This is a genomic window from Bradyrhizobium murdochi, from assembly GCF_000472965.1.
GTDB lineage: Bacteria > Pseudomonadota > Alphaproteobacteria > Rhizobiales > Xanthobacteraceae > Bradyrhizobium > Bradyrhizobium murdochi.
The window spans coordinates 1-21,835 of the sequence record NZ_AXAU01000018.1; the positions used below are offsets into that span (position 1 = coordinate 1).

General features: G+C 63.4%; 24 protein-coding genes. 11 read left to right on the top strand and 13 right to left on the bottom strand.

The features are described 5' to 3' along the window. Both YUO_RS0127420 and YUO_RS0127425 read right to left on the bottom strand, forming a co-directional pair. Positions 1-213, bottom strand: a 213-nt coding sequence (locus tag YUO_RS0127420; protein WP_028350276.1) for a leucine zipper domain-containing protein, incomplete at its 3' end; no start/stop codon positions are given. Between the two features lie 85 nt (positions 214-298). Further along, positions 299-970, bottom strand: a complete 672-nt coding sequence (locus YUO_RS0127425) for a tetratricopeptide repeat protein (protein ID WP_235782845.1) — start codon at positions 968-970, stop codon at positions 299-301. Positions 971-1,011: 41 nt separating this feature from the next. On the opposite strand from YUO_RS0127425, the gene YUO_RS46535 reads away from it, so the two are divergent. Beyond that, the gene (locus YUO_RS46535) at positions 1,012-1,170 is read left to right on the top strand and encodes a hypothetical protein (protein ID WP_156908794.1); all 159 of its coding nucleotides are present in this window, start codon (positions 1,012-1,014) and stop codon (positions 1,168-1,170) included. Here the strand turns inward: YUO_RS46535 and rpsU are convergent. Further along, complete coding sequence (rpsU, locus tag YUO_RS0127435; protein WP_028350145.1) at positions 1,167-1,469, bottom strand: 30S ribosomal protein S21; 303 nt, start codon at positions 1,467-1,469, stop codon at positions 1,167-1,169. The two genes, YUO_RS46535 and rpsU, sit on opposite strands and share 4 nt — an antisense overlap. A 255-nt stretch (positions 1,470-1,724) precedes the next feature. On the opposite strand from rpsU, the gene aqpZ reads away from it, so the two are divergent. After that, complete coding sequence (aqpZ, locus tag YUO_RS0127440) at positions 1,725-2,447, top strand: aquaporin Z (protein ID WP_028350146.1); 723 nt, start codon at positions 1,725-1,727, stop codon at positions 2,445-2,447. 26 nt (positions 2,448-2,473) lie between these two features. On the opposite strand, the gene YUO_RS0127445 is transcribed toward aqpZ, so the two are convergent. Further along, positions 2,474-3,577 (bottom strand): 5-(carboxyamino)imidazole ribonucleotide synthase, encoded by a 1,104-nt coding sequence (locus YUO_RS0127445; RefSeq protein ID WP_028350147.1) that lies wholly within the window; start codon positions 3,575-3,577, stop codon positions 2,474-2,476. Continuing rightward, complete coding sequence (gene purE, locus YUO_RS0127450; protein ID WP_028350148.1) at positions 3,574-4,062, bottom strand: 5-(carboxyamino)imidazole ribonucleotide mutase; 489 nt, start codon at positions 4,060-4,062, stop codon at positions 3,574-3,576. Before purE ends, YUO_RS0127445 begins: the two co-directional genes overlap by 4 nt. A gap of 151 nt (positions 4,063-4,213) precedes the next feature. On the opposite strand from purE, the gene YUO_RS0127455 reads away from it, so the two are divergent. After that, on the top strand, positions 4,214-4,900 hold the full coding sequence (locus YUO_RS0127455; RefSeq protein WP_028350149.1) for a GGDEF domain-containing protein: 687 nt from the start codon (positions 4,214-4,216) through the stop codon (positions 4,898-4,900). Between the two features lie 109 nt (positions 4,901-5,009). On the opposite strand, the gene YUO_RS0127460 is transcribed toward YUO_RS0127455, so the two are convergent. The 3 genes from YUO_RS0127460 to YUO_RS0127470 form a co-directional block, all read right to left on the bottom strand. Beyond that, the gene (locus tag YUO_RS0127460) at positions 5,010-5,261 is read right to left on the bottom strand and encodes a hypothetical protein (RefSeq protein WP_028350150.1); all 252 of its coding nucleotides are present in this window, start codon (positions 5,259-5,261) and stop codon (positions 5,010-5,012) included. A 28-nt stretch (positions 5,262-5,289) separates the two neighbouring features. Further along, the gene (locus tag YUO_RS0127465; RefSeq protein ID WP_028350151.1) at positions 5,290-5,496 is read right to left on the bottom strand and encodes a hypothetical protein; all 207 of its coding nucleotides are present in this window, start codon (positions 5,494-5,496) and stop codon (positions 5,290-5,292) included. A 204-nt stretch (positions 5,497-5,700) separates the two neighbouring features. Further along, the gene (locus YUO_RS0127470) at positions 5,701-5,907 is read right to left on the bottom strand and encodes a YdcH family protein (protein WP_028350152.1); all 207 of its coding nucleotides are present in this window, start codon (positions 5,905-5,907) and stop codon (positions 5,701-5,703) included. 236 nt (positions 5,908-6,143) lie between these two features. Here YUO_RS0127470 and YUO_RS45090 point away from each other — a divergent pair, with 236 nt between their 5' ends. Then, on the top strand, positions 6,144-6,329 hold the full coding sequence (locus YUO_RS45090) for a YdcH family protein (RefSeq protein WP_057858669.1): 186 nt from the start codon (positions 6,144-6,146) through the stop codon (positions 6,327-6,329). Between the two features lie 86 nt (positions 6,330-6,415). Here YUO_RS45090 and YUO_RS0127480 read toward each other — a convergent pair whose 3' ends face one another. Beyond that, positions 6,416-7,579 (bottom strand): NAD(P)/FAD-dependent oxidoreductase, encoded by a 1,164-nt coding sequence (locus YUO_RS0127480; RefSeq protein WP_347335945.1) that lies wholly within the window; start codon positions 7,577-7,579, stop codon positions 6,416-6,418. A 198-nt stretch (positions 7,580-7,777) separates the two neighbouring features. Here YUO_RS0127480 and YUO_RS0127485 point away from each other — a divergent pair, with 198 nt between their 5' ends. The 4 genes from YUO_RS0127485 (at position 7,778) to YUO_RS0127500 (ending at position 15,001) form a co-directional block, all read left to right on the top strand. After that, entirely contained in the window at positions 7,778-10,483 is a 2,706-nt protein-coding gene (locus YUO_RS0127485; protein ID WP_028350154.1) for a sensor domain-containing protein, read from the top strand. Between the two features lie 403 nt (positions 10,484-10,886). After that, positions 10,887-12,416 carry an ABC-F family ATP-binding cassette domain-containing protein gene (locus YUO_RS0127490; RefSeq protein ID WP_028350155.1) on the top strand — a complete coding sequence of 510 codons (1,530 nt, stop codon included), beginning with the start codon at positions 10,887-10,889 and terminating at the stop codon, positions 12,414-12,416. 93 nt (positions 12,417-12,509) lie between these two features. Beyond that, positions 12,510-13,970, top strand: coding sequence for a glycerol-3-phosphate dehydrogenase (locus YUO_RS0127495; RefSeq protein ID WP_028350156.1), 1,461 nt, complete (start codon positions 12,510-12,512; stop codon positions 13,968-13,970). Positions 13,971-13,984: 14 nt separating this feature from the next. Then, positions 13,985-15,001 carry an adenylate/guanylate cyclase domain-containing protein gene (locus tag YUO_RS0127500; RefSeq protein WP_028350157.1) on the top strand — a complete coding sequence of 339 codons (1,017 nt, stop codon included), beginning with the start codon at positions 13,985-13,987 and terminating at the stop codon, positions 14,999-15,001. Positions 15,002-15,023: 22 nt separating this feature from the next. Here the strand turns inward: YUO_RS0127500 and YUO_RS0127505 are convergent, their stop codons facing one another. Together YUO_RS0127505 and YUO_RS0127510 are read right to left on the bottom strand one after the other, a co-directional pair. After that, the gene (locus YUO_RS0127505) at positions 15,024-16,334 is read right to left on the bottom strand and encodes a tetratricopeptide repeat protein (RefSeq protein ID WP_028350158.1); all 1,311 of its coding nucleotides are present in this window, start codon (positions 16,332-16,334) and stop codon (positions 15,024-15,026) included. Between the two features lie 41 nt (positions 16,335-16,375). Continuing rightward, positions 16,376-16,876 carry a GlcG/HbpS family heme-binding protein gene (locus YUO_RS0127510; protein ID WP_028350159.1) on the bottom strand — a complete coding sequence of 167 codons (501 nt, stop codon included), beginning with the start codon at positions 16,874-16,876 and terminating at the stop codon, positions 16,376-16,378. Positions 16,877-17,045: 169 nt separating this feature from the next. Here YUO_RS0127510 and YUO_RS0127515 point away from each other — a divergent pair, with 169 nt between their 5' ends. From YUO_RS0127515 to YUO_RS0127525, 3 genes are read left to right on the top strand one after another with little or no spacing between them, the layout of a single operon-like run. Then, positions 17,046-18,230, top strand: coding sequence for an ABC transporter ATP-binding protein (locus tag YUO_RS0127515; protein WP_028350160.1), 1,185 nt, complete (start codon positions 17,046-17,048; stop codon positions 18,228-18,230). Next, a complete protein-coding gene (locus tag YUO_RS0127520) occupies positions 18,227-19,141 on the top strand; it encodes an ABC transporter permease (RefSeq protein ID WP_028350161.1) in 915 nt (304 codons plus the stop codon). Before YUO_RS0127515 ends, YUO_RS0127520 begins: the two co-directional genes overlap by 4 nt. Further along, entirely contained in the window at positions 19,138-19,956 is an 819-nt protein-coding gene (locus YUO_RS0127525) for an ABC transporter permease (protein ID WP_028350162.1), read from the top strand. The genes YUO_RS0127520 and YUO_RS0127525 overlap by 4 nt, the downstream gene beginning before the upstream one ends. A gap of 5 nt (positions 19,957-19,961) precedes the next feature. Here the strand turns inward: YUO_RS0127525 and YUO_RS0127530 are convergent, their stop codons facing one another. Together YUO_RS0127530 and YUO_RS0127535 are read right to left on the bottom strand one after the other, a co-directional pair. After that, positions 19,962-20,813: a carbohydrate ABC transporter permease gene (locus YUO_RS0127530; RefSeq protein WP_028350163.1), complete on the bottom strand. Its 852-nt coding sequence runs from the start codon at positions 20,811-20,813 to the stop codon at positions 19,962-19,964. Next, positions 20,810-21,682, bottom strand: a complete 873-nt coding sequence (locus YUO_RS0127535; RefSeq protein ID WP_028350164.1) for a carbohydrate ABC transporter permease — start codon at positions 21,680-21,682, stop codon at positions 20,810-20,812. The genes YUO_RS0127530 and YUO_RS0127535 overlap by 4 nt, the downstream gene beginning before the upstream one ends. Positions 21,683-21,835 lie beyond the last annotated feature (153 nt).

The following is a 21,835-nucleotide window of genomic DNA, read 5'->3' on the forward strand; positions in this document are numbered from 1 at the left end:
CGTTTGGCTTGGCAATGAATGAGGCCGTGAGGAGCGATCGCGCAAACCATCGACACCTTCCGCGCGGAAGCGTTCGACCCATTTGGCGACCGTCTTCGCTGTGGTGTTGAACTGACGGCCGGCCGCGGCCTTGCTCAGCCCGCCGTCGACTACGCTCCGCGCCATCGCCTCTCGACCTTTCGGTGTCAGAGGCGCATTCTTATGGGTGTCCATTCGGTTCTCCCCTCAGAATCTGAAGCTTCAGCAACCTCAGCTTCCTCGGTCAGGGCCGAATGGACAACCTCCTGAAAGCTCACATCTAGCCGCCGGTACGCGCGAGCCCGCTTCGGGCGGCTTCGTCCTTGGGGCGGAGCGCGAGCGCACGGCCGTAGGATGTGAACGCCTTGGGCTTATCGCCCAGGCGCTCATAGGTGACGCCGCGTGCCGACCAGGCTTGCGCGCTGTTGGGATCGGCCTGCACCGCTTCGTCCAGATCGGAAGCGGCTTCCTTTGTCTTGTCGATGGCAAGGTAGCTGCTCGCCCGCGCCAGCAGCGGCTCGACCCGTTGCGGCGTCAGGCCATTGGCCGCGGTGAAATCGGCGATCGCCTGCTCATGCTGCTTGTCGGCTTGATAGATCAGGCCGCGGCCGTACAGCGCCTGCACGCTGTAGGGATCGAGTGCGAGCGCGCGGTCGAATTCCGCGAGCGCTTCCTCGGCCTTGCCGGATTTGGCGAGCGTCTGGCCGCGCGTTGCGTGGCCCTGGGCATCGCTGACGCTTTGTCCGCTGATCGTGCCGGTCGGTTTCTGCTCGACGGCCTGTGGCCTTTCCTTGTCCGATCCCCACGATCCCAGGTCGAACGAACAGCCGCCGAGGGGCAGGCCGAGAACGATCGCGAGCAGCACGACGGATGCGACCGTGAAGCGCGAAGCGTAGGGAAGTGCATTGCAGTCGGTAACGGCCATGCGGCGGAATACTCGCGCGTCGAACATGGCATAGGTAACCCGATGGCTCGCAAAATGCATCGGTCAAAATGGCCGCAACAGCGTCGACGGCGATGTGGGTTATCGAGCAGGCCGCGCGCGAGAGCGCCGATTTTCCGGCGCGCCCGAATTTTGAGGAACAAGATCGCGAAAAACAAAACGCGGACCCAAGGCCCGCGTTTTTCATTCAAATCTGGCGAACTGCTTAGCGCGGTCCGCGCGGACCTGCGCCCGGGCCGCGGCCGCCGGCGCCACCACGGTCGCCACCGGGACCGGCGCCGAACACCGGCTTGGGCTTCATCGGCAGCAAGCCTTCACGCTGCAGCTTCTTGCGGGCCAGCTTGCGCGCGCGGCGCACGGCTTCGGCCTTTTCACGGGCCTTCTTCTCGGAGGGCTTTTCGTAATGGCCGCGGAGCTTCATCTCGCGGAAGATACCCTCGCGCTGCATCTTCTTCTTCAGCGCCTTGAGGGCTTGATCGACATTGTTATCGCGGACGAGAACCTGCACGCGGCATCCTCTTTCAATTGATCGGATAGGAATTCTGGTAAAGCGAAAGGCTGGCGAAAGGCCTGGCCCTCAACCCTGAGCGCGGGCATGTAGCAGACAAAACCGCATATGTCCACCTGAGAAGCCGGTTTCCGGCCCGGAAAAGCCCGGAAAATCGGCGGGGATTAGGTCTACAGACGCCGATTTCCTCAAATAACGAGCCCTTCACGGCGCCTCCGTAGCATCCAGCTACGCAAAAACATGCGGGAGGCGAGTATGAATACCAAAAAATATACCGCTGAAGCGATCGGCACGTTTTGGCTCACTTTTGCGGGATGCGGCAGCGCGGTCATCGCCGCCGGTTTTCCGGAGGTCGGCATAGGCCTGGTCGGTGTGTCGTTGGCATTCGGCCTGAGCGTCGTGACCATGGCCTATGCGATCGGCCACATCTCCGGCTGTCATCTCAATCCCGCCGTCACGATCGGTCTCGCGGCCGGCGGACGGTTTCCGGCACAGCAGATCGTTCCTTACGTGATCGCGCAGGTGATCGGTGCTGTCGCTGCCGCGGCGTTGCTCTATGTGATCGCAAGCGGCGCGCCCGGCTTCGATCTGGCCAAGGGCTTTGCCTCCAACGGTTATGACGCGCATTCGCCCGGTCAGTACGGCATGGTGGCCTGCTTCATCACCGAAGTGGTGATGACCATGATGTTCCTGTTCATCATCATGGGCGCCACCCACGGCAAGGCGCCTGCGGGCTTTGCACCGCTCGCCATCGGATTGGCGCTGGTGATGATCCATCTCGTCAGCATCCCCGTCACCAACACGTCGGTGAATCCCGCGCGCAGCACGGGGCCAGCGCTGTTCGTCGGCGGCTGGGCGCTGGCGCAGCTTTGGCTGTTCTGGGTTGCGCCCTTGATCGGCGGTGCGCTCGGCGGCGCGATCTATCGCTGGCTCAGCGAGGAGCCGGCCGGCGTCGTGGAAGGCTTGAAGACCGCCTGATCTAGCAAACGGGCCCGGCGGGCGAGCTACTTCTTGCTTGCCGGAGCCACCTCAGTGACATGGCCCATCTTGCGGCCCGGCCGCGGTGTGCCCTTGCCGTAGAGATGAACCGTGGCGCCGGGAATCGTCAGCCATTGCTCATAGTCGAGGATATCGTCGCCGATCAGGTTGGTCATGGTGACCTGGCCGTGACGAACCGGCTTGCCGAGCGGCCAGCCGGCAATCGCCCGGATGTGCTGCTCGAACTGGGAGATCGAGGCGCCGTCCAGCGTCCAGTGCCCGGAATTATGCACCCGCGGCGCGATCTCATTGACCAACACGTGCGGTCCGCCGTTTCCGGCAACGACGAACAGCTCGACCGCGAGCACACCGACATAGTCGAGCGCATGGGCGATCTTCTCGGCAACGGCTCGCGCCTGTGCGGCCAGCTCATCCGATATCGCGGCCGGCACGCGCGAGAATTTCAGGATGTGATCGCGATGCTCGTTTTCGGTGACGTCGTAGCATTCGACATGGCCATCCACCGATCGCGCGGCGATCACGGAAATCTCGCGCTCGAAGGGAATGAAGGCTTCGAGGATCGCGGATTTGGTGCCGAGTTCTTCCCAAATGCGGGCGGGGTCGTCACCCTCACGAATGATCGCCTGGCCCTTGCCGTCATAGCCGAAACGGCGGGTCTTGATCACGGCGGGAAGGCCGATGCGGGCAATGGCGTTCTGCAGGGTTTCCGCAGACGACACGTTGGCATAGTCGGCGGTGTCGATGCCAAGCCGCTTGACGAAATCTTTCTCGATCAGCCGGTCCTGCGTGGTTTCGAGGATTTTCTGCGCCGGCAATACCGGACGGCGTGCAGCCAGCACCATGGCGGTGGCGGCCGGCACGTTCTCGAATTCGTAGGTGATGACGTCGACATCGTTGGCGAACAATTCGAGCGCCTCGACGTCGGCATATTCGGCGCAGGTTGCGTTCAGCACCACGTCGAAGGCGGGCGAGTCGGGGTCCGGCGAAAACACCTGGCATTTGAGGCCGAGGCGCGCCGCCGCCATGGCCAGCATCCGGCCCAATTGTCCGCCGCCGAGAATTCCGATGGTGTCGCCCGGCTTCAGCTTCACCTTGTCTGAAACCGTCACGCCGAACCCTCCGGGCGCTCCTTGACCGCATCCGTTTGCTGCTTGCGCCAAGCGGCCAATCGCGTCGCCAGCGCCGGGTCATTCAGCGCTAGCACGCTTGCCGCGAGCAGGGCGGCGTTGATGGCGCCGGCCTTGCCGATCGCCAGCGTGCCGACGGGAACGCCGGCCGGCATCTGCACAATCGAGTACAGCGAATCGATCCCCAACAGCGCCTTGGATTCGACGGGAACGCCGAACACGGGGAGTTCCGTCAATGCCGCCGCCATGCCGGGCAGGTGCGCCGCGCCACCTGCGCCGGCAATGATGACCTTGAAACCTTGAGCCTTGGCGCCCTTGGCGAAGGCGAACAGCCGGTCCGGGGTCCGGTGGGCCGAGACGATGCGCTTTTCGCAGTCAATCCCGAGCGCCGCCAGCGTCTCGGCGGCGTGGCGCATGGTCTCCCAGTCGGACTGGCTGCCCATAATGATGGCGATCGGTGCGGTCATCTCGTCAATTCTGTTCGGGAATCCATAAACATAGGCCGATTATAGGGTCGGCCCGGGGCTCATCCAAGGCGTGGCAAGGGATCAGGAATGGACTATCCTGTCTTGGTGAATCCCGGCAAGCCTTCATAAGCGTGCCTGCACAGGGAAGGCCATGAAGAAGAAAACCAGGGCGACCGCCTCCAGGGCCGGAAAACGCCCCAAAAACGCGGCTTCCGGGCGAAAATCCGCACCACGGCGATCGCCGCCACCAGCATCCCGGCCGCCGGCAGCTTCCAACGAAACCAAGGCGACGATTCGCCGGCTGAAAGCGGAGCTCGCCCGAACTCAGGCGCAGATCGAGGAACTTCAGGCCTCCGCCGATACCGATTTCCTGTTGGGCATTCCGAATCGGCGCGGTTTCGAGCGCGAGCTCAGTCGCGCGATCGCCTATATGAAGCGCTATCGCGCCAGCGGTGCCCTGGTCGTGCTCGACGTTGATCGGCTGAAGCCGATCAACGACGCCTTCGGACATGCCGCGGGCGACCAAGTGCTCAAGGCCATTGCCGCGGCGCTGCTGGCGCAGGTGCGCGCTTCCGACGTGGTGGGCCGGCTCGGCGGCGACGAGTTTGCGCTGCTGCTGTGGAATCTCAGCGAGACCGACGCCAGGGCCAAGGCGGCCGCGCTGGAGGAGGCGATCGATCGCCTCAGCTTCGTGTTCGATGGCCGCACCATTACCGCAGGCGCCTCCGCGGGCGTCTCGGTGCTCGATACCCACTCCGAAGCCGGCCGCGCGCTGGAAGCGGCCGACAGTGCCATGTATGTGCGCAAGGCGCTGCGGCGGCATGAGGCGAAGGCGTAGCGTGAGAAAAGGCGCGCTTCGCGCCGTGCCACCAACGGACGAGCATGGAAGAAAGCTGGCGGGCACGCTTGCGCTCTGCCCACCCCACAAATTCCGATCAACGATCTAATTAAAGCCCGCTGAGGTCGTCCGGCACGTTGCCGAACTTGCGCAGCAGTTTCGCATCGCCGAATTCACCCATCATGGGATCGCCGCTGCGGCTGAAAGCAACGGCGCCGATGCTGCCGGCCATCCGCGACATCGTCTCGGCGCGCCGCAACGCAGTGGTCGGGCTCTGGCATTCTTCCGCGGCGCCCGCCACCGGCGAGCCGCTATCGTCCTGCAGGAATGGCATTGCGACATAATAGGTGACATCGGCCATTGTATCGCTCCAGTGTGATCGTTCCAGATCAGGCCGCGTTGCTACTCGCACGTTTGGCCGGCACATTGCCGGCCGCTATCGCGGCCTGCAGTTCCTCCAGTTCGATTTCCAGATACTCGTTCGCCATGATCAGCGCCTTGATGGTCGAGCGCAGATTGCCGTCGCACATCGCGATCGCCTGATCGCAGGCCTGCTCGTAACGGTTGTTGTCGGACAGGGGCGGCGTGGTGGACATGGCTGGACTCCCGAGGCTGGCGGCAGGAAGGCATGTTCTCTTTTTGTTCTAGTTGAGTCAAGCCGCATCCGCCAGCCGGGAGGCCCTTTTTTGCTCGCCGCCCGGTAAGCCATCGCGCCGCGGCGTGTGGATGTCGGGGAAAAGAATCTGCGACGGCGGACTGCTCTTGCGCGCCGAACGAGCGGAGCGCGGCAAGCGCAACGATCAGGCGATGATGTCAGGCGTGATCTGGTCTTCGATGAAGGCGATGCGGTCACGCAACTGCAGCTTGCGTTTCTTCAGCCGCTGCAGCCGCAACAAGTCTGGCGCCGGCGACTGATGCAGCGCGTCGATCGCCGCATCGAGATCGCGATGCTCCTGCTGCAGCCTGGCGAGCTCGGTTTCAAGCTCGCGCTCATCATCGTCGGTCATGGTGTACGTTAGCTGAAAGCGCGATCAGGTTGCGAACGGATTCTTCGGATGGCGGTGAATATCGTCCCTGCGAGGCCGCTCCGCAAGCCGATCGGGTTCCATAGTCACGATTGGTTACAGATAAATCCGAAAATATGACAGGCCCGATTCTGGATACCCATCGACAGATTCGGCGGCTGGTGTACACTCGCGCGTCCGGATCGAATCTGAGGTTTCACCCACCGAGGAGATTTCGTATGGCACTACAGGCGCATCTTGTTGAGCTTGAACGTAAGCACAAGATTCTCGAGAATGAATTGCACGAAGCGCTCGTGCACCTTTCCACAGACGACCTGCAAATTGTCGAGTTGAAGCGCCGCAAGTTGATGGTCAAGGATCAGATCGAGCGGCTGAAGCAAACCGCCGACGAAACCCTCCACTAAGTAGTCCAGCAAGGTATCGAAAATCCCCACACGGCCGGATGGGCGCCGATGCGCTCGTCCGCCTGTCGGTGATGCTTCGGCCTCCGTCACAGCTCCGCCAGCGCGCCGACGTGATCGGCGATCGCGAGCGATGACGTCAGTCCCGGCGATTCGATGCCGAACAGGTTGATCAGTCCGGCGATGCCGTGATCGGCGGGACCCTGGATGAGAAAATCCTGCGTGGCGACGGCCGGCGGCACGATTTTCGGCCGGATTCCGGAATAGCTTGGCATCAGCGCGCCGTCCGGCAGCGTCGGCCAATAGCGCCGGATCGCGGGATAGAATCGTTCGGCGCGGGCAGGGTCCACCGCATAGTCGATACTCTCGACCCATTCGACGTCGGGGCCGAACCGGGCCTGTCCGGCCATGTCGAGCGTGAGGTGCACACCCAGCCCGCCGGGCTCCGGCACTGGGTAGATCAGGCGCGAAAATGGAGCCCGCGCGCTGCAGCTAAAATAATTGCCCTTGGCGAGATAAGCACAGGGAATCATTTCGATCGGCATGCCATCGATGCTGCGCGCCACCGCGGGCGCGCCCAATCCGGCCGAATTGACGAGCAGGTTGCACGCAAGGGTCATCGGCGCATCGCCGCCGGCTTCGATTTCGATATGACCGGCGTTGGTTCGCGCGTGCAGCAGCGGGGTGTGGAATGCGAAAGCCGCGCCGGCTTCTTCCGCATCGCCCCGCAACGCCAGCATGTAGGCGTGGCTGTCGATGATGCCGGTGGACGGTGACAACAGCGCCGCGTTGCAATTCAACGCCGGCTCCAGTTCGCGCGCCGCTTCGCCCGTCAGCAATTGCATGTCGTCGACGCCATTGGCCTCGGCATGCGCGCGGATCGATTGCAGCTTCTCGGTTTCCTTCGGCGTCGTCGCCACGATCAGCTTGCCGCAATTGCGATGTGGAATGCCGTGGTCGCTGCAATACCGGTAGAGCGCGCGCTTGCCGCTGACGCACATCTGCGCCATCAGGCTGCCGGCCCGGTAATAGATGCCGGCATGAATCACCTCGCTGTTGCGCGAGGAGGTGACGGTACCGATGCCTTCGGCGGCCTCGAGCACGATCACTTCGCGGCCCGCCTGGGCCAGGCGCCGTGCGATCGCAAGCCCGATCACCCCCGCTCCAATGACGACGCAATCGACCTTGTCCATGTCAGCTTCAGGCCCGGAAATCTGGCGCAGGAATCGGCGCTCTCCACGCTCGGCAATCATCGTTGCGTTCGGTGGAGCTGCCGAACAACCCGTTGGTTTGCCTCGAAATACGCAGTAAATGCAGTCCCATTAACGAAGCATTAATCATGTCGGGCCAATTGCCGTAATTTGGGTCATATTTTAGAATTGTGCGGGTAGTCGTTTACCCGATCCAAACCCGTCAAGCCAGACACTCCGCCCGCAAACCTCGGGTGGGTAATGGCTGACAGCAACCGGCAGGCAGGACGGAAGAATTCGATTCCGGCGCAGGCCCTCGTCTGTCTGCTCGCCATTGCTGCGCCGTGCGGGCTGGCGTGGGGGGCCGCATCCTCCAGCGGCTTTGCGCCGGCGAGCTATGTCGGGGAATTCGATTCCACCATGGTCTGGGAGTTCCTGATCGGCGGGATCGTCGTCGCCTCCTTCCTGGCCGCGATCGGCATCTGGATTTTGTCGGCGCTACGCGGGGCGAAGCGCGCGCAATTGCAGCGCAGCGCGTTCATCAGTTCGGCGCTCAATAATCTCAACCAGGGCGTGATGATGACCAACGCGCAAAACCGCGTGGTCTTCTGCAACGACCGTTTCCTCGAAATGTACGGGCTGAGCCGCACTGAAATTTCGAGCAGCATGACCGGCCGCGAAATGCTCGAACTGCGGCGCGAGCGGGGACTGCTCAATCTCACCGTCGAAGAGTTCGGCAACCTTGCACGCCGCCCGGAAGGTGTCGTCACCGAACTGCCGAACGGCCGATCGGTGTTGTCGAAGATTTTCCGCCTGCCCAATGGCGGGACGATCGGAACGCATGAGGATTGCACCGAGCAGCGCCAGTTGTCGCGCAAGCTGGCATCGACCACCAAGTTTCTGGAATCGGTGCTCGACAACGTTCCGGTCTGCGTCGCCGCCAAGAACATCGAGGACGGCCGCTATATCTTCGCCAACCGTGCGTTCGAGCGATTCTCGCGCTTCTCCCGCGATCACATCATCGGCAAGCGCGCCGACGAGATCTTCACGCCCGAAACCGCAAAGAGCATCGAGGCGGCGGACCAGGCGGCGCTGAACGCGCCGGAAGGTTACCAGCGCAGCGAATATGTCGTCGAGCGGGGCGATAACAAACGCGTTCTCTCCTCCAACCGCGTGGTCGCGCGCAACGAGAACAACAAGCCGGAATTCCTGATCGCGCTGTTCGACGACGTCACCGACCGCCGGTCACTGTCGCGCGAACTCGAAAACACCAAGAAGTTTCTCGAGCTGGTGGTCGACAACATCCCGGTATCGCTGATCGTGGAGCGCGTCAGCGATGGGCGCTACCTGCTCGCCAACCGCAGCGCCGAGACCATTCTCAATCGCCGCCGCGAGGATGCCACCGGCCTGACCGCTACCGACATCTTCAATCCGCGCGAAGCCAAGCTGATCATCGCGCGCGACGAGGCCGCGATCAAGAAGCGCGGCCTGCTCACCGAGGAGCACCCGATATCCACCAAGGACGGGCTGCGGCTGTTCCTGACCCGCCGCATGACGGTGCTCGACGAGGCCGGCGAGCCGCAATATCTGATCAAGACCCATGAGGACGTCACCGATCGTCGCCAGACCGAGTCGCGGATGGCGCACATGGCCTACCATGACGGCCTGACGGATCTGCCGAACCGCGCCGCCTTCCTGCAGGCGCTGGCCCAGATGATCGAGGCCTGTGCCGGCACGGACGAGGAATTCGCGGTGCTGTGCGTCGACCTCGACGGCTTGAAGGAAATCAACGACGTGTTCGGTCACGCAATGGGCGACAAGCTACTGATCGAGGTTGCGGGCCGCATCCAGGCCTGCGCCCGGGGTGGCGTGGTGGCCCGGCTCTCCGGCGACGAGTTCGGCCTGATCATCGACGGCAAACAGCCGGAGGCGGGCAAGGCGCTTGCCGAAAAACTCGCGCAGACGATGTCGGACGAGTTCGTGATCGACGGTAAGTCGGTGCGTACCGGGGTGACGACCGGCATCTCGGTATTTCCGCATAATGGTTCGGATGCGGCTTCGCTGCTGGCCAATTCCGGCGCGGCGTTGTTCCGCGCCAAGCAGAAGTCGCGTGGCTCGATCAGCATTTTCGAACCGGAGATGGACCAGCAGATTCGCGACCGCCGCGTGCTGCACCAGGATCTCTCGATGGCGATCAGGAACGGCGAATTGTCGCTGTACTATCAGCCGCAGGCCGCGGCGGGCTCGACGATCGCTGACAGCAAGGTCATCGGCTTCGAGGCGCTGGCGCGCTGGATACATCCGGTGCGCGGCTTCGTGTCACCAGGCGATTTCATTCCACTTGCCGAAGAAAGCGGCCTGATCGTCGAAATGGGCGTCTGGATCCTGCGCGAAGCCTGCCGGGAGGCTGCCTCCTGGCCGGTGCCGATGCAGATCGCCGTCAACCTGTCGCCGGCGCAATTCATGCATGGCGATTTGGTCAGCCTGGTGCATTCGATCCTGCTCGAGACTGGCCTCGCGCCCGACCGGCTCGAGCTCGAGATCACCGAAGGCGTGCTGATCGAGGATTTTGACCGCGGTCTGGCACTGCTGCGGCGGCTGAAGGCGCTCGGCGTGCGCATCTCGATGGACGATTTCGGTTCCGGCTATTCCTCGCTGAGCTATCTGCAGGCCTTCCCGTTCGACAAGATCAAGATCGACCGCGCCTTCGTGATGAATCTCGGGCGCAATCCGCAATCGGCGGCGATCGTGCGCGCCGTCATCGATCTCGGCCACGGCCTCGAAATGTCGATTGTTGCCGAAGGCGTGGAGACCCAGGAACAGCTCGGCTTCCTCGCCGACGAGGGCTGCGACGCGGTGCAGGGCTATTTCCTCGGCAAGCCCCAACCTATCGGGCACTACGCCGGGCTGGTCGGCCGCAGTGCCGCAAATGCCGTCGAGACTGCGCGCAAGCTCGCCAGCGCCTGATTCCGCTGAACTGCGTCACCTATGTCTCACGACCCAATGATGCCATCGAGCGCGTAAGCTTTCGGGCTTTTCGGATTTGAGCTCGATGATGCCTTTGCTTGCCTTCTTTTGCAGGCCCGGCTACTTTGACGGCCTATCTGAATCGAGAAAGGAGGGCTGCGCGGTGACGAAATTTCTCCGGCACTATCGCCAGCGTGGCCCCGTCAACGCCCTGCAAATGCGTTTGCAGGGCTGACCAGAGACCTTTCGCAAATCCCTTCCTGGTCTGCCCCGTCGCAATGCGGCGTCGAACGTCTGCTCGCTCGCGCCTGCATTTCGGTAACTCGCCGCGCTCCGACACCAACATCCGGTGATGGCTGCATGCCCCGGACGTCGTGATCGCCGGCAAGACCAGGGATAGATCATGACCGTCATCAACATCCGCAATCTCGGCGTGACGCTGAATGCTCCGCTGTTTTCCCGACTGAACCTTGTTGTTAGTGCCGGTGACCGTATCGGGCTCGTCGCAGCCAATGGGCGCGGCAAATCCACGCTGCTGCGCTGTATTGCCGGCCTGATGGAGCCAGGGGAAGGCGAGGTCACCAGATCGCGAGGACTGACCATCGGCTATGTCGAGCAGGAGGTGCCGGCGGTGCTGATGGATACGCCGCTTGATGCGGCGGTGCTCGAGGCGCTGCCCGTCGACCGACGGGCAAGCGAAAGCTGGCGAGTCGAAATGGCCCTGGAGTCGCTGGAGGTGCCTGAGGCGCTGCGGCGGAGGCCGCTGAAGCAACTGAGTGGCGGCTGGCAGCGGCTTGCCTTGCTTGCCCGCGTCGTGGTGACCGAGTCCGACGTGTTGTTGCTCGACGAGCCAACCAACCATCTGGACCTCGCCAGGATCCGTCAGCTAGAAGATTGGCTGAACGCGCTGCCGCGCGATATGCCGATCGTGATATCGAGCCATGACCGTGCCTTTCTCGACGCCACCACGAACCGCACGGTATTTTTGCGACCCGAGCAGTCACAAATATTTTCGCTGCCCTATACGCGGGCCCGCGCCGCGCTCAGCGAGGTGGTGGATGCATCGGATGAGCGGCGCTACCAACGTGACGTAAAGGCGGCCCAGCAGCTTCGCCAGCGCGCTGCAAAGCTCAACAATATCGGGGTCAATTCCGGTAGCGACCTCCTGTTGCAAAAGACGAAGCAACTGAAGCAGCGGGCCGAGGAGCTGGAAGATTCAGCAAAGCCCGCGCACCTGGAGCGATCCGCGGGGACGATCAAGCTGGCCAATCGCGGAACGCATGCCAAGGTTTTGATTGCGCTGGACGATGCCGCCGTCGCCGCCCCGGACGGCAGGTTGCTGTTCAAGACCGGCAAGCAGTTCGTCTGCAAGGGAGACCGGATCGTGCTCTTGGGATCGAACGGGGCGGGCAAGACCCGGCTTGTCGCGACGCTGCGTCAGGCGATCGAAAGCCCGGAAGCCATGCAGGCCGGTATCAAGGTTACGCAGTCGCTTGCTCTCGGATATTGCGGCCAGGATCTTGCCGATCTTGCCGATGCAGACACGCCGATGCGCACGATCGTCAGCCGATTCGACGTTGGTGATCAGCGGGCGCGCACATTGCTGGCCGGCGCAGGCCTGTCGGTTGCGATGCAGAGCCGTCCGATCGGCCGGCTTTCCGGCGGACAGAAGGCGCGTCTCGGCATGCTTTTGCTGCGGCTTGCCCGGCCAAACTTCTATCTGCTCGATGAGCCGACCAATCACCTGGACATCGAGGGGCAGGAGGCGCTGGAAGACGAGTTGCTGGAGCATCAGGCAAGCTGCCTGCTGGTTTCACATGATCGCAACTTCATGCGCACGGTCGGAAACCGGTTCTGGCTGATCGAAAAGAAGAAGCTGGTGGAACTGGAGGGACCGGAGCGCTTCTTCGCATCGATCGGCGCAACCGGCTGAGCGGCGCTTGATTGATTTCCAGGAGCGGCATCCACTTTTAGCCATCATGCCCTAGTGTAGTGAAGTCAGCTTCTCTCCAGTCACCCATAGCGTATGGCGGACTACGATCTCGCGATCATTGGCGGCGGGTTGAACGGCGTCAGCATCGCGCGGGACGCCGCCGGTCGCGGCTTGCGCGTCATCCTGCTGGAGCAGGGCGATCTCGCTGCGGGCGCCTCGTCGGCCTCGCCGCGGCTGATTCACGGTGATCTGGCAAGCCTTGAGCGCCGGCATTTCCTGCGGGTTCGCACAGCGCTCGCCGAGCGCGATATCTGGCTCAGGATCGCGCCGCATCTGGTGCGCCCGATGCGCTTTGCGATTCCCGCCCATTCGGATGAACGCCCGGACTGGCAGTTGCGCTCATGGCTTCTGTTGTACGACCGGCTGGCCTCGCGCAGCGGTCTGCCGGCCTCGGCGACTGTCGACGTCACGCATCATCCGATCGGCAACGCGCTGAAGCGGCCGTTCGGCACCGCCTTCGAGTATTCCGACTGTGTCGTGGACGATTCCCGGCTGGTGGTGCTCACGGCCGTCGATGCCGCGGCGCGCGGCGCGGTGATTCGCACCGGCGCGCGCTGCACCCGAGCCGAACGGGGCAAGGAATGGCGGCTGGTGACGATCGACCGCGGCTTTCGCCAGGCGATCACGGCAAGGGCGATCGTCAACGCCAGCGGCGCCTGGACGTCGTCCGTCGCCGAGATGGTGTTGCGCGTGCCGCCGCCGAAGGTTGCCGCCGAGCAGATGGACCAAATCGTGGTCCGCCGTCTGTTCGACAGCGACAATATCTATGTATTCCAGAACAGCGATGGACGGCTGATTTTCGCCAGCCCCTATGAGCGCGATTTTACCCTGATCGGCACCGCCAGCCATGCTTTCAAGGGCGATCCCGCCATCGTTGCGATGGCGGCCGGTGACGTCGCCTATCTCTGCGATGCGGCGAACCGCTATTTCCGCGAGCGCATCGAGACGGTGGACGTGGTGCGTACGCTTTCCGGGGCCAACGTGGTGCGGAACGCCGCGAGCGGACGCGACGGGGCGATGACGCTCGACCACGGCCGCGGAAAAGCGCCGCTGCTCACCGTGTTTGGCGGCGACGTCACGACGTCGCGGCTGCGCGCAGAGCAGGCGGTCACGAAGCTGACGCCGTTCTATCCGATGTCGCCGCGCTGGACCGCAACGGCGCCGCTGCCCGGCGGCGATTTTGCCTGGGACCGCTTCGACAACGAGGTCGAGGAGGTGCGCGAGCGCTGGCGGTTTCTCGGCGAGGAAGAGGCGAGGCGCCTGGTCGGCGCCTACGGAACGAACGCCAAGGAGATCCTTGGCGACGCCAAAGAGCGCGGCGACCTCGGCCCGGCCTTCGGACCAGAATTGACGGGCGCCGAAGTGCGCTATCTCATGCAGCAGGAATGGGCGCGTTTTCCGGACGATGTCTTGTGGCGGCGCTCGAAGCTTGGCCTCACCATGCCGCCCGCGGACCGCGAGGCGCTAGCGGCGTTCATGGCGGCGGCTATGTGAGGAATGGATCGGACATGCGGGGCGTGATCAGGCCAACTGTTGTCCTGGCGATCATCGGCTTGCTCGGGGGAGTGGCCTATCGCTATTTCATCGACGATCCGACTGAAGCAACGCCGTCGTACTATCTCCGGAGCAGCTTGCACGGGATGGGCATAACGCTGGCCGCGTGGGGCGTTCATCTCTACTTCACGTCGCGGCGAAGTGAGTGGATCAGCAAGTGGCCGCTGCTGATGGATCTGGCGGTGCGCTCCGCCACGATGGCCATCGTGGTCGCGAGCGCGGCGCTGGTCTTACAGGTGGCGCTGTACTGGGAATGGATCGAGACGAAGTGGCTGATTGACCAGTTTCCCATTGTCGTTGCGTTTAGCTTCTTCGCGTCCCTGCTCGTCCTGTCAATCTTCGAACTGACACGGCTGGTTGGTAGTCGCGTACTCTTTAATGTAGCGCTCGGGCGCTACCGAAGCCCGGTGCGGGAGGCCCGCGTATTGATGTTTCTCGATCTGGCAGGCTCGACCTCGCTCGCCGAGACGATGGGAGAATTGCGCGTGCAGGGCCTGCTCACCCGATTCTTCTTCGACATCGACGGCGCGATCGTCGCGCATGGCGGCGAGGTTCACGCCTATGTCGGTGATGAAGTCATTGTGACGTGGCCGCTCGATGACAGGATGTCGGCGGGCCGCTGCATCGACTGCTTCTTCGCGATTGCCGACAGCATCGCTCAAAAAGCGGACGTCTACAGGCAGGAGTTCGGCATGGTGCCGAGCTTCCGCGCCGGCCTGCATGCCGGTCACGTCGTGATCAGCGAGTGCGGCAGCTCGCGCCGTCAGCTTGCCTATTTCGGCGATACCGTGAACGTGACGGCGCGGCTGCAGGAGCACTGCAAGGAGGTTGGCCGGAACTTGCTGGTGTCTTCCGACCTGCTGCGCCACATGAAGCTGAAGCCGGTTTTCGCCGTCGAAGCGCTCGGCAAGGTTCGCTTGCGCGGCCGCGCGGCGGCAATCGAGGTGTTTGCCATCGAGCGACGTGGCTGATGGTCGGGCGAGCCTGCCTCGCCTAGTTTTGCTGCGCTTGCCGCGACCAGGCCTCGTCACGCGCCGAAGGCCTGCGGTCAAGCCGGGCCGAGATGCGGCTCGCGGCCGCTTCGCCGCGACCGGCGCGAAGATACGCCACGATCAGCGTGTCCTCCCACAATTCGCGCTGGGCGTGACTGCCGCCGATCCGCGTCAACTCGGCAAGGGCCGGTTCGAGCAAGCGGATCGCCTCCGCATTGTCGCCTTCCGCAAACGCCCGGATGCCGCGGCAGAGGTCGATGGCGGCCTGCCCTGGCAACAGCTTGCCGTCGGCTGCGCGTGCTTCGAGCTGCGCCAGTCGCGTTTCCAGCGCATCGCTGCCGGTCATTGCGGTGGCCAGCGCAAAATGAACGTCGGCAAAATGTGCGCCGGCTTGCGGAAAGTACTTTTCGCCATAGGCGGCGATATCCCGCCAATGCGCCTCCAGCCCGGTCTGGCCGGCCAGCGCAAGCCGCCACAGCAGCGAGGCGCCGTCGGTGAAGATGTTCAGCGGCGGATACGGCCGGTCCGCCGGCTTGATATGCTTCTCGTAGATCGCAAGCGCGCCGTCGAGATCGCCGGCGTCGAGCAACGTCAACGCGACGTGCCAGGCCAGATGCCCATGCAGAAAGCTCTGGCGGTCATGCGCGGGCATCCATTGCGAAAGGAAGCGGCGGCCGGCCTCCATGTCGCCCTGCTCGAACATCGCATGCGAGAGGCCATGCGCCGCGTTGGCGTTGGCCGATCGCAGCCCCACCGCGCGCTCGGACAGCATCCGGCCGGTGGAGAGATTTCCCGCCTCGGTGTGCGACCAACCGAGGTAGCTGACAAACCACCAGTCCTCGCCATAATGGCGTGCGTGGCGTTCGCAGATCGCGAGCTTGGCCGCATCGTGATCGGGACGGCCCGAGAACGCGTAGAGACCGAACGCGCCGAGCAGGATTGATAGCACCTGCGCATCGCGCGGATATTCGTCGAGATGCGCCTCGGCGCCGTTCACCGCGACCTTCGGCTTGCTCTCGATCACGGCGGCCATGATCTCGACATGGCTTTTTTCGCGCGGGCTCGCGCCGGCGGCCAGTTCGCGGGCTTGCACCGCGACCGCACGCGCCTTGCTGCCCTCCATGTTGAGCTGATGCAGCCGGGCGCGGCCGATATGCGCCAGCGCAAAACCGGGATCTTCGGCAATCGCCTTGTCGAAGGCGTCCTCGGCACCGTGCCACGCCGACAGCATGCAGTCGACGCCGTCGCGATAATGCGCCGCGGCGCGATCCGAGGCGGTTGTCAGCGGGAGGTCATATCTGTCGCGGTTCATCGTTCTTGTCTTGTCCTAGGAGCGCGATGACATCGTCAGGTCTAGAAATCGAGCTTGTCGCGTATGGCATCGATGCCTGCTTTGGCGCAGGCTTCGTCCGCGTCGCCGCCAGGAGCCCCGGAGACGCCGACAGCGCCCACCAGCGAACCCGCCGCTTCGACCGTCAGCCCGCCGCCGATGATGACGGCGCCCTGCAGATCGCGGATTCCGGACTGCATCGTTCCGGGCTGGCTGTTGGCGACGAGTTCGGCCGTGCTGGTGCGAAAGCTCACCGCCGTCCATGCCTTGCCCGAAGCGGTCGAAACCGTATGTGCGCCTGCAAAGCGGTCGCGCAGCAGCACCTGCGTCACGCCGAAACGATCGACGACAGCGACCGTCACCTGAAAGCCGCGCTTGCGGCAATCCGCCAGCGTCGCGCGCGCCAGATCGAGCGCCACCTCGGGGCTCAGCGATTTGTAGGTGACGAGGGCTTCCTGGGCGGCGGCCGAGTTGGCGAGCAGGCAAGAGATCGCCGTCGCTGTCACCAAATTCCGAACGGTCATCAATCTCTCCCGATCATTCCCATCGTGCGCGGCGGCCGACTTTTTGCGAATTTCGAACCTTACCAGAGACGGGAGCTGCATCCAGAATATTGTGGCTGCTTGTTCCGGGCCGGTTGAGCGGATGGCGATCCGCCGCTAGCGTGCGGCCATGATGGCGCAGGCAAATGGCATGAGCGGGCAATCGCCTGAGGTCGACACAGCGAAAATCAATACGGCCGTAGCCCAGGCGACGCCGACGGCGCCGGCTGACGACACGCCGTTGCTCCGCGTCGAAGGCGTATCGAAGAAATTCGGCGATTTCCGCGCGGTGGACCGGCTCTCGCTCGACATCAAGGCGGGCGAGTTCTTTGCGCTATTGGGCCCGAGTGGCTGCGGCAAGACCACGCTGCTCAGGATGCTTGCCGGGTTCGAGACCCCGGACGAGGGCCGCATCCTGCTCGGTGGCCGCGATATCGCGCCGGTGCTGCCGCATGAACGGCCCGTCAACATGATGTTCCAGAACTACGCGCTGTTTCCGCATCTCTCGGTCCGAGACAACATCGCGTTCGGCCTGAAGCGCGCCGGGATGGCGCGCGCCGCCATTGATACCCGCGTGGGCGAGATGGTCGCGTTGGTCAAGCTCGATGGGCTAGAGAAGCGCAGGCCGGATCAGCTTTCCGGCGGCCAGAAGCAGCGCGTGGCGCTGGCGCGCTCGCTGGCGCGGCGGCCCAAGGTCCTGCTGCTTGACGAGCCGTTGGCCGCGCTCGACAAGAAGCTGCGTGAGAGCACGCAACTCGAATTGATGGAACTGCAGCGCCGCCTCGGCATGACCTTCATTGTCGTCACCCACGACCAGGAAGAGGCGATGACGATGGCGAACCGGATCGGCGTCATGGATGCCGGCCGGCTCGAACAGGTCGCCAGCCCGCGCGATCTCTACGAGGCGCCCGCCTCGCGCTGGGTCGCCCAGTTCGTCGGCGATGTCAATTTGTTCGATGGCGAGGTCAGCTCGCGCGAACATCATCAACTGACGATTGCGACCCGCGACGGCGGAGCTATCATGGTCGCCGAGCCGCACGATCCGGTCGGCGAGACGGTGGTCTCGGTTGCGATACGCCCCGAGAAGGTCAAGCTGTTGCGCCGCGGCCCTGAGTTGGACGCGGGCAACGCGCAGGCGATCAACCAGCTCGAAGGTGTCGTCACAGATGTCAGCTACCTCGGCGGCTCGACCGTCTACAAGGTCAAACTCGATTCCGGCGCGGTGGTGCGCTCGTCGATCGCCAATACTGCACGGCTTGATATCGATACGTTGAGCGCCGGCCAGCGCGTGATAGCGTGGTTCGCGCCCGACGATTGCGTGGTGCTGGAACGATGAGCACGCGCCGCATCTTCGCGCGGCCGGCGCGGTATGCCGCCATCGCGCCCTACCTGTGGATGGTGCTGTTCTTTCTGGTGCCGTTCGGGTTCGTGCTGAAGATCAGCCTGTCGCAGACCGCGATCGCGCAACCGCCCTATGTGCCCGTGTTCGATTTCTCCGAAGGGTGGAGTGCTATCAACGCGGCCTTCGCGCAGTTGTCGTTCGATAATTTCAGGCTGCTGGCCTCGGACAGTCTCTACATCAGCTCCTATTTGCGCAGCGTCGTTGTTGCTGTAACCTCGACATTGATCCTGCTATTGATCGGCTATCCGATCGCCTATGGCATGGCGCGGCTGCCGCAGCGCTGGCAGCCGATCGCAATGATGCTGGTGATCGTGCCGTTCTGGACCTCGTTCCTGATCCGCATCTATGCCTGGATCAATATTTTGCAGCATGACGGGCTGCTCAATAAAATTCTGCTCACGCTGCATCTGGTCTCGTCGCCGGTGGTGTGGCTCTCGACCGATACTGCGATGTATCTCGGCATCGTCTATTCCTATCTGCCGTTCATGATCCTGCCGCTGTACGCGACGCTTTCGAAGATGGACCCCTCGCTCTTGGAAGCCGCAAGCGATCTCGGTTCGTCGCCGCGGCAGGCGTTCTGGCTGGTGACGTTCCCGCTGTCCTTGCCGGGCGTCGGCGCCGGCGCGCTCTTGTGCTTTATCCCGATCATCGGCGAGTTCGTGATCCCCGATCTTCTGGCCGGCTCCGGGTCGATGATGATCGGCCAGACGCTGTGGCTGGAGTTCTTCACCAACAAGGACTGGCCGGTCGCCGCCGCCGCCGCGGTCGCCTTGCTGGTGTTGCTGGTGCCGCCGCTACTGCTCTACGACCGGCTGCAGCGCGGCACGTTGGAGGGCGGTCGATGATGGCGCGACGTGTCGGCAGGATGTCGCCATTCAACATCACCGCGCTCGCGCTGGGGATGGCGTTCCTGTATCTGCCGATCGTGATTCTCGTCATCTATTCCTTCAACGCCTCGCGGCTGGTCACGGTGTGGGGCGGCTGGTCGCTGCGCTGGTATCATGAATTCTTAAACGACCGCGCCATGCTGGATGCGGCATGGATGAGCCTTCGCGTCGCCGCGGTATCGGCCACGATCGCAACGCTGCTCGGAACGCTCGCGGCAGTGGGGCTGGTTCGCGGCGAACGCTTCAGGGGGCGGACGCTGTTTTCCGGCATGCTCTACGCGCCGCTGGTGATGCCCGAGGTGATCTCAGGGCTGTCGTTGCTGCTACTGTTCGTGGCGCTCAACGCCGAGCGCGGCTTCTGGACCGTGACGATCGCGCACACCACGCTGACCATGTGCTTCGTCACCGTGGTGGTGCAGTCGCGTCTCGCCTCGCTCGATCGCAGCCTGGAAGAAGCCGCGATGGATCTCGGCTGCGATCCGGTACAGGCGTTTGTTCGGGTGACGCTACCCTTGATCCTGCCTGCCATCGCCGCAGGCTGGATGCTGGCCTTCACGCTCTCGCTCGACGATGTCGTGATCGCAAGTTTCACCACCGGTCCCGGCTCGGCAACGCTGCCGATCCGGATCTATTCCGAAGTGCGGCTGGGGGTGAAGCCAGAGATCAACGCGATCTGCACCATGGTGATCGCGCTGATCGCGGTGCTGATCGTGATCGCTTCGCTCGCTTCGAAACTGTCGGGCGCGCGCGGCGAGAGCGCCGCGCCCCTATAGCCGCGTCACGACTTCACGGCGCCCGCGGTCAATCCGCCCACCATATACCGCCTGAACGCGTAATAGATCGCGGCCGGCGGCAGCGCGTAGATGAAGCCGGTGGTCATCAGCAATTCCCACGGCGAGTCGTCGGCGGCCAGGAAGTTGCCAAGCGCCACGGGGAGCGTGATCTCGGTATCCTTCGACAGCAGAAGGAACGCGTAGAGATATTCGTTCCAGGCGAGCAGGATCGCGTAGGTTCCGATCGCAACCAGCGAGGGCATCATCAGCGGCACATACACCAGCCGGAACAGTTGCAGCGTGGTGGCGCCGTCCATGGTGGCGGCTTCGTCAAGTTCGCCCGGCAGCTTGTCGGACGCTTGCTTCAAAACCCAGATCGCGTAAGGGGACGCGATCGTCACCATCGCGAGAATCAGCGACCAGTGATTGTTAAGGAGGCCGTAGTTGCCCATGGTGCGGTACATCGGCACGGCGAGGAACGCCGCCGGGATGAAATAGGTGAACAGCGCCAGATTCATCACCCAGCGGCCGCCGGGGACGCGCAGCCGCGAGATCGCGAAGGCGGCTGCGGTTGCGATCAACAGCGTCAGCGCGCCCGCTGAAAGCGCGATCACCACCGAATTCCAGAACTGGATCCAGAAATCGCGCAGGAAGTAATGCTGCTGATGGAACACGATGCTGAAATTGTTCAGCGTCGGATGATCAGGCCACAGTTTTCCGGAGAACGCGTCTTCCTTCGGCGAGATCGCGAACAGGAACATGTGATAGATCGGCACCATGGTCCAGATGAACACGGGAATGCCGATCAAGAGCAGTTTTGCTTCGGTGCCGACTTCGCGGAGTGTGGGCAGCTTCATCGCGACAACCGTTTCATCATGAAGTAGACCAGCGGCAGCACCAGCGGCAGCGCGCAGACGATCGACGCCATCGCGAGCGAGAGCTGGTCAAGCCGGAGATAGCGGATACCAAGCGTGGCGAGCACATGGGTGAGGTCGGCGGGGCCGCCGCCGGTGAGCAGATACACGCTGTTGAAGTCGCCCAGCGTCCAGATCATCGAGAGCAGCGTGCAGGTGATGTAGAGCGTCTGCATCGACGGCCAGGTGATGTAGCGGAATTTCTGCGACCAGCTCGCGCCGTCGACCGCGGCAGCCTCATACAAATCGTGCGAGATCGCGAGTCGCCCGGTCATCAGGATCAGCGTCCAGAACGGCAACGATTTCCAGATGTGCACGCCGATCGCCATGGCGAGCGCGACACTCGGATCGTTCAGCCAGTTCGGACCGTCCTCGGCAGTGAACTTGAAGATCAGTTGGTTGATCACGCCCCATTCCGGGTTGAGCATGAAGCGCACGGAAAGAATTGTCGGAATCGACGGCACCGCCCAGGGCAGGATGAACAGCACCGACAGCCATTTGATCCAGGTGCGCTGCTGGGCGAAAAAGCCGGACAGGAACAGCGCGATCGCCATTTTCAGATTGATGCCGACCAGCAGGAAGATCAGCGTATTGACGGCGGCGCGCGCGAAGATCGGGTCGTGATAGAGCGCGACATAGCTCGCCGGATGCCGCGCTAGCCACAGCCCGTAGCCGACCGGGTAGACCACGAAGGCCAGGAACACCAGCAGATAGGGGGCGAGCAGCACGATGCCCCAGACCTGCGGGGTGGTCAGCCGGGCCGATAGCGGCGGGCTTGGAATTGCCTGATCGCCCGAAAGCGTGATTGCCATAGTCGTCCGTACTTACAAAGGTGAGCGGCCGCAAGCTGCGGCCGGTGTGTTCGTTAACCTCGCCCCGCTTGCGGGGAGAGGTCGAAGCCGAAGGCTTCGGGTGAGGGGGTACAGGACTTACCACGAGCGATACCCGCGGAGGGAGCCCCTCAC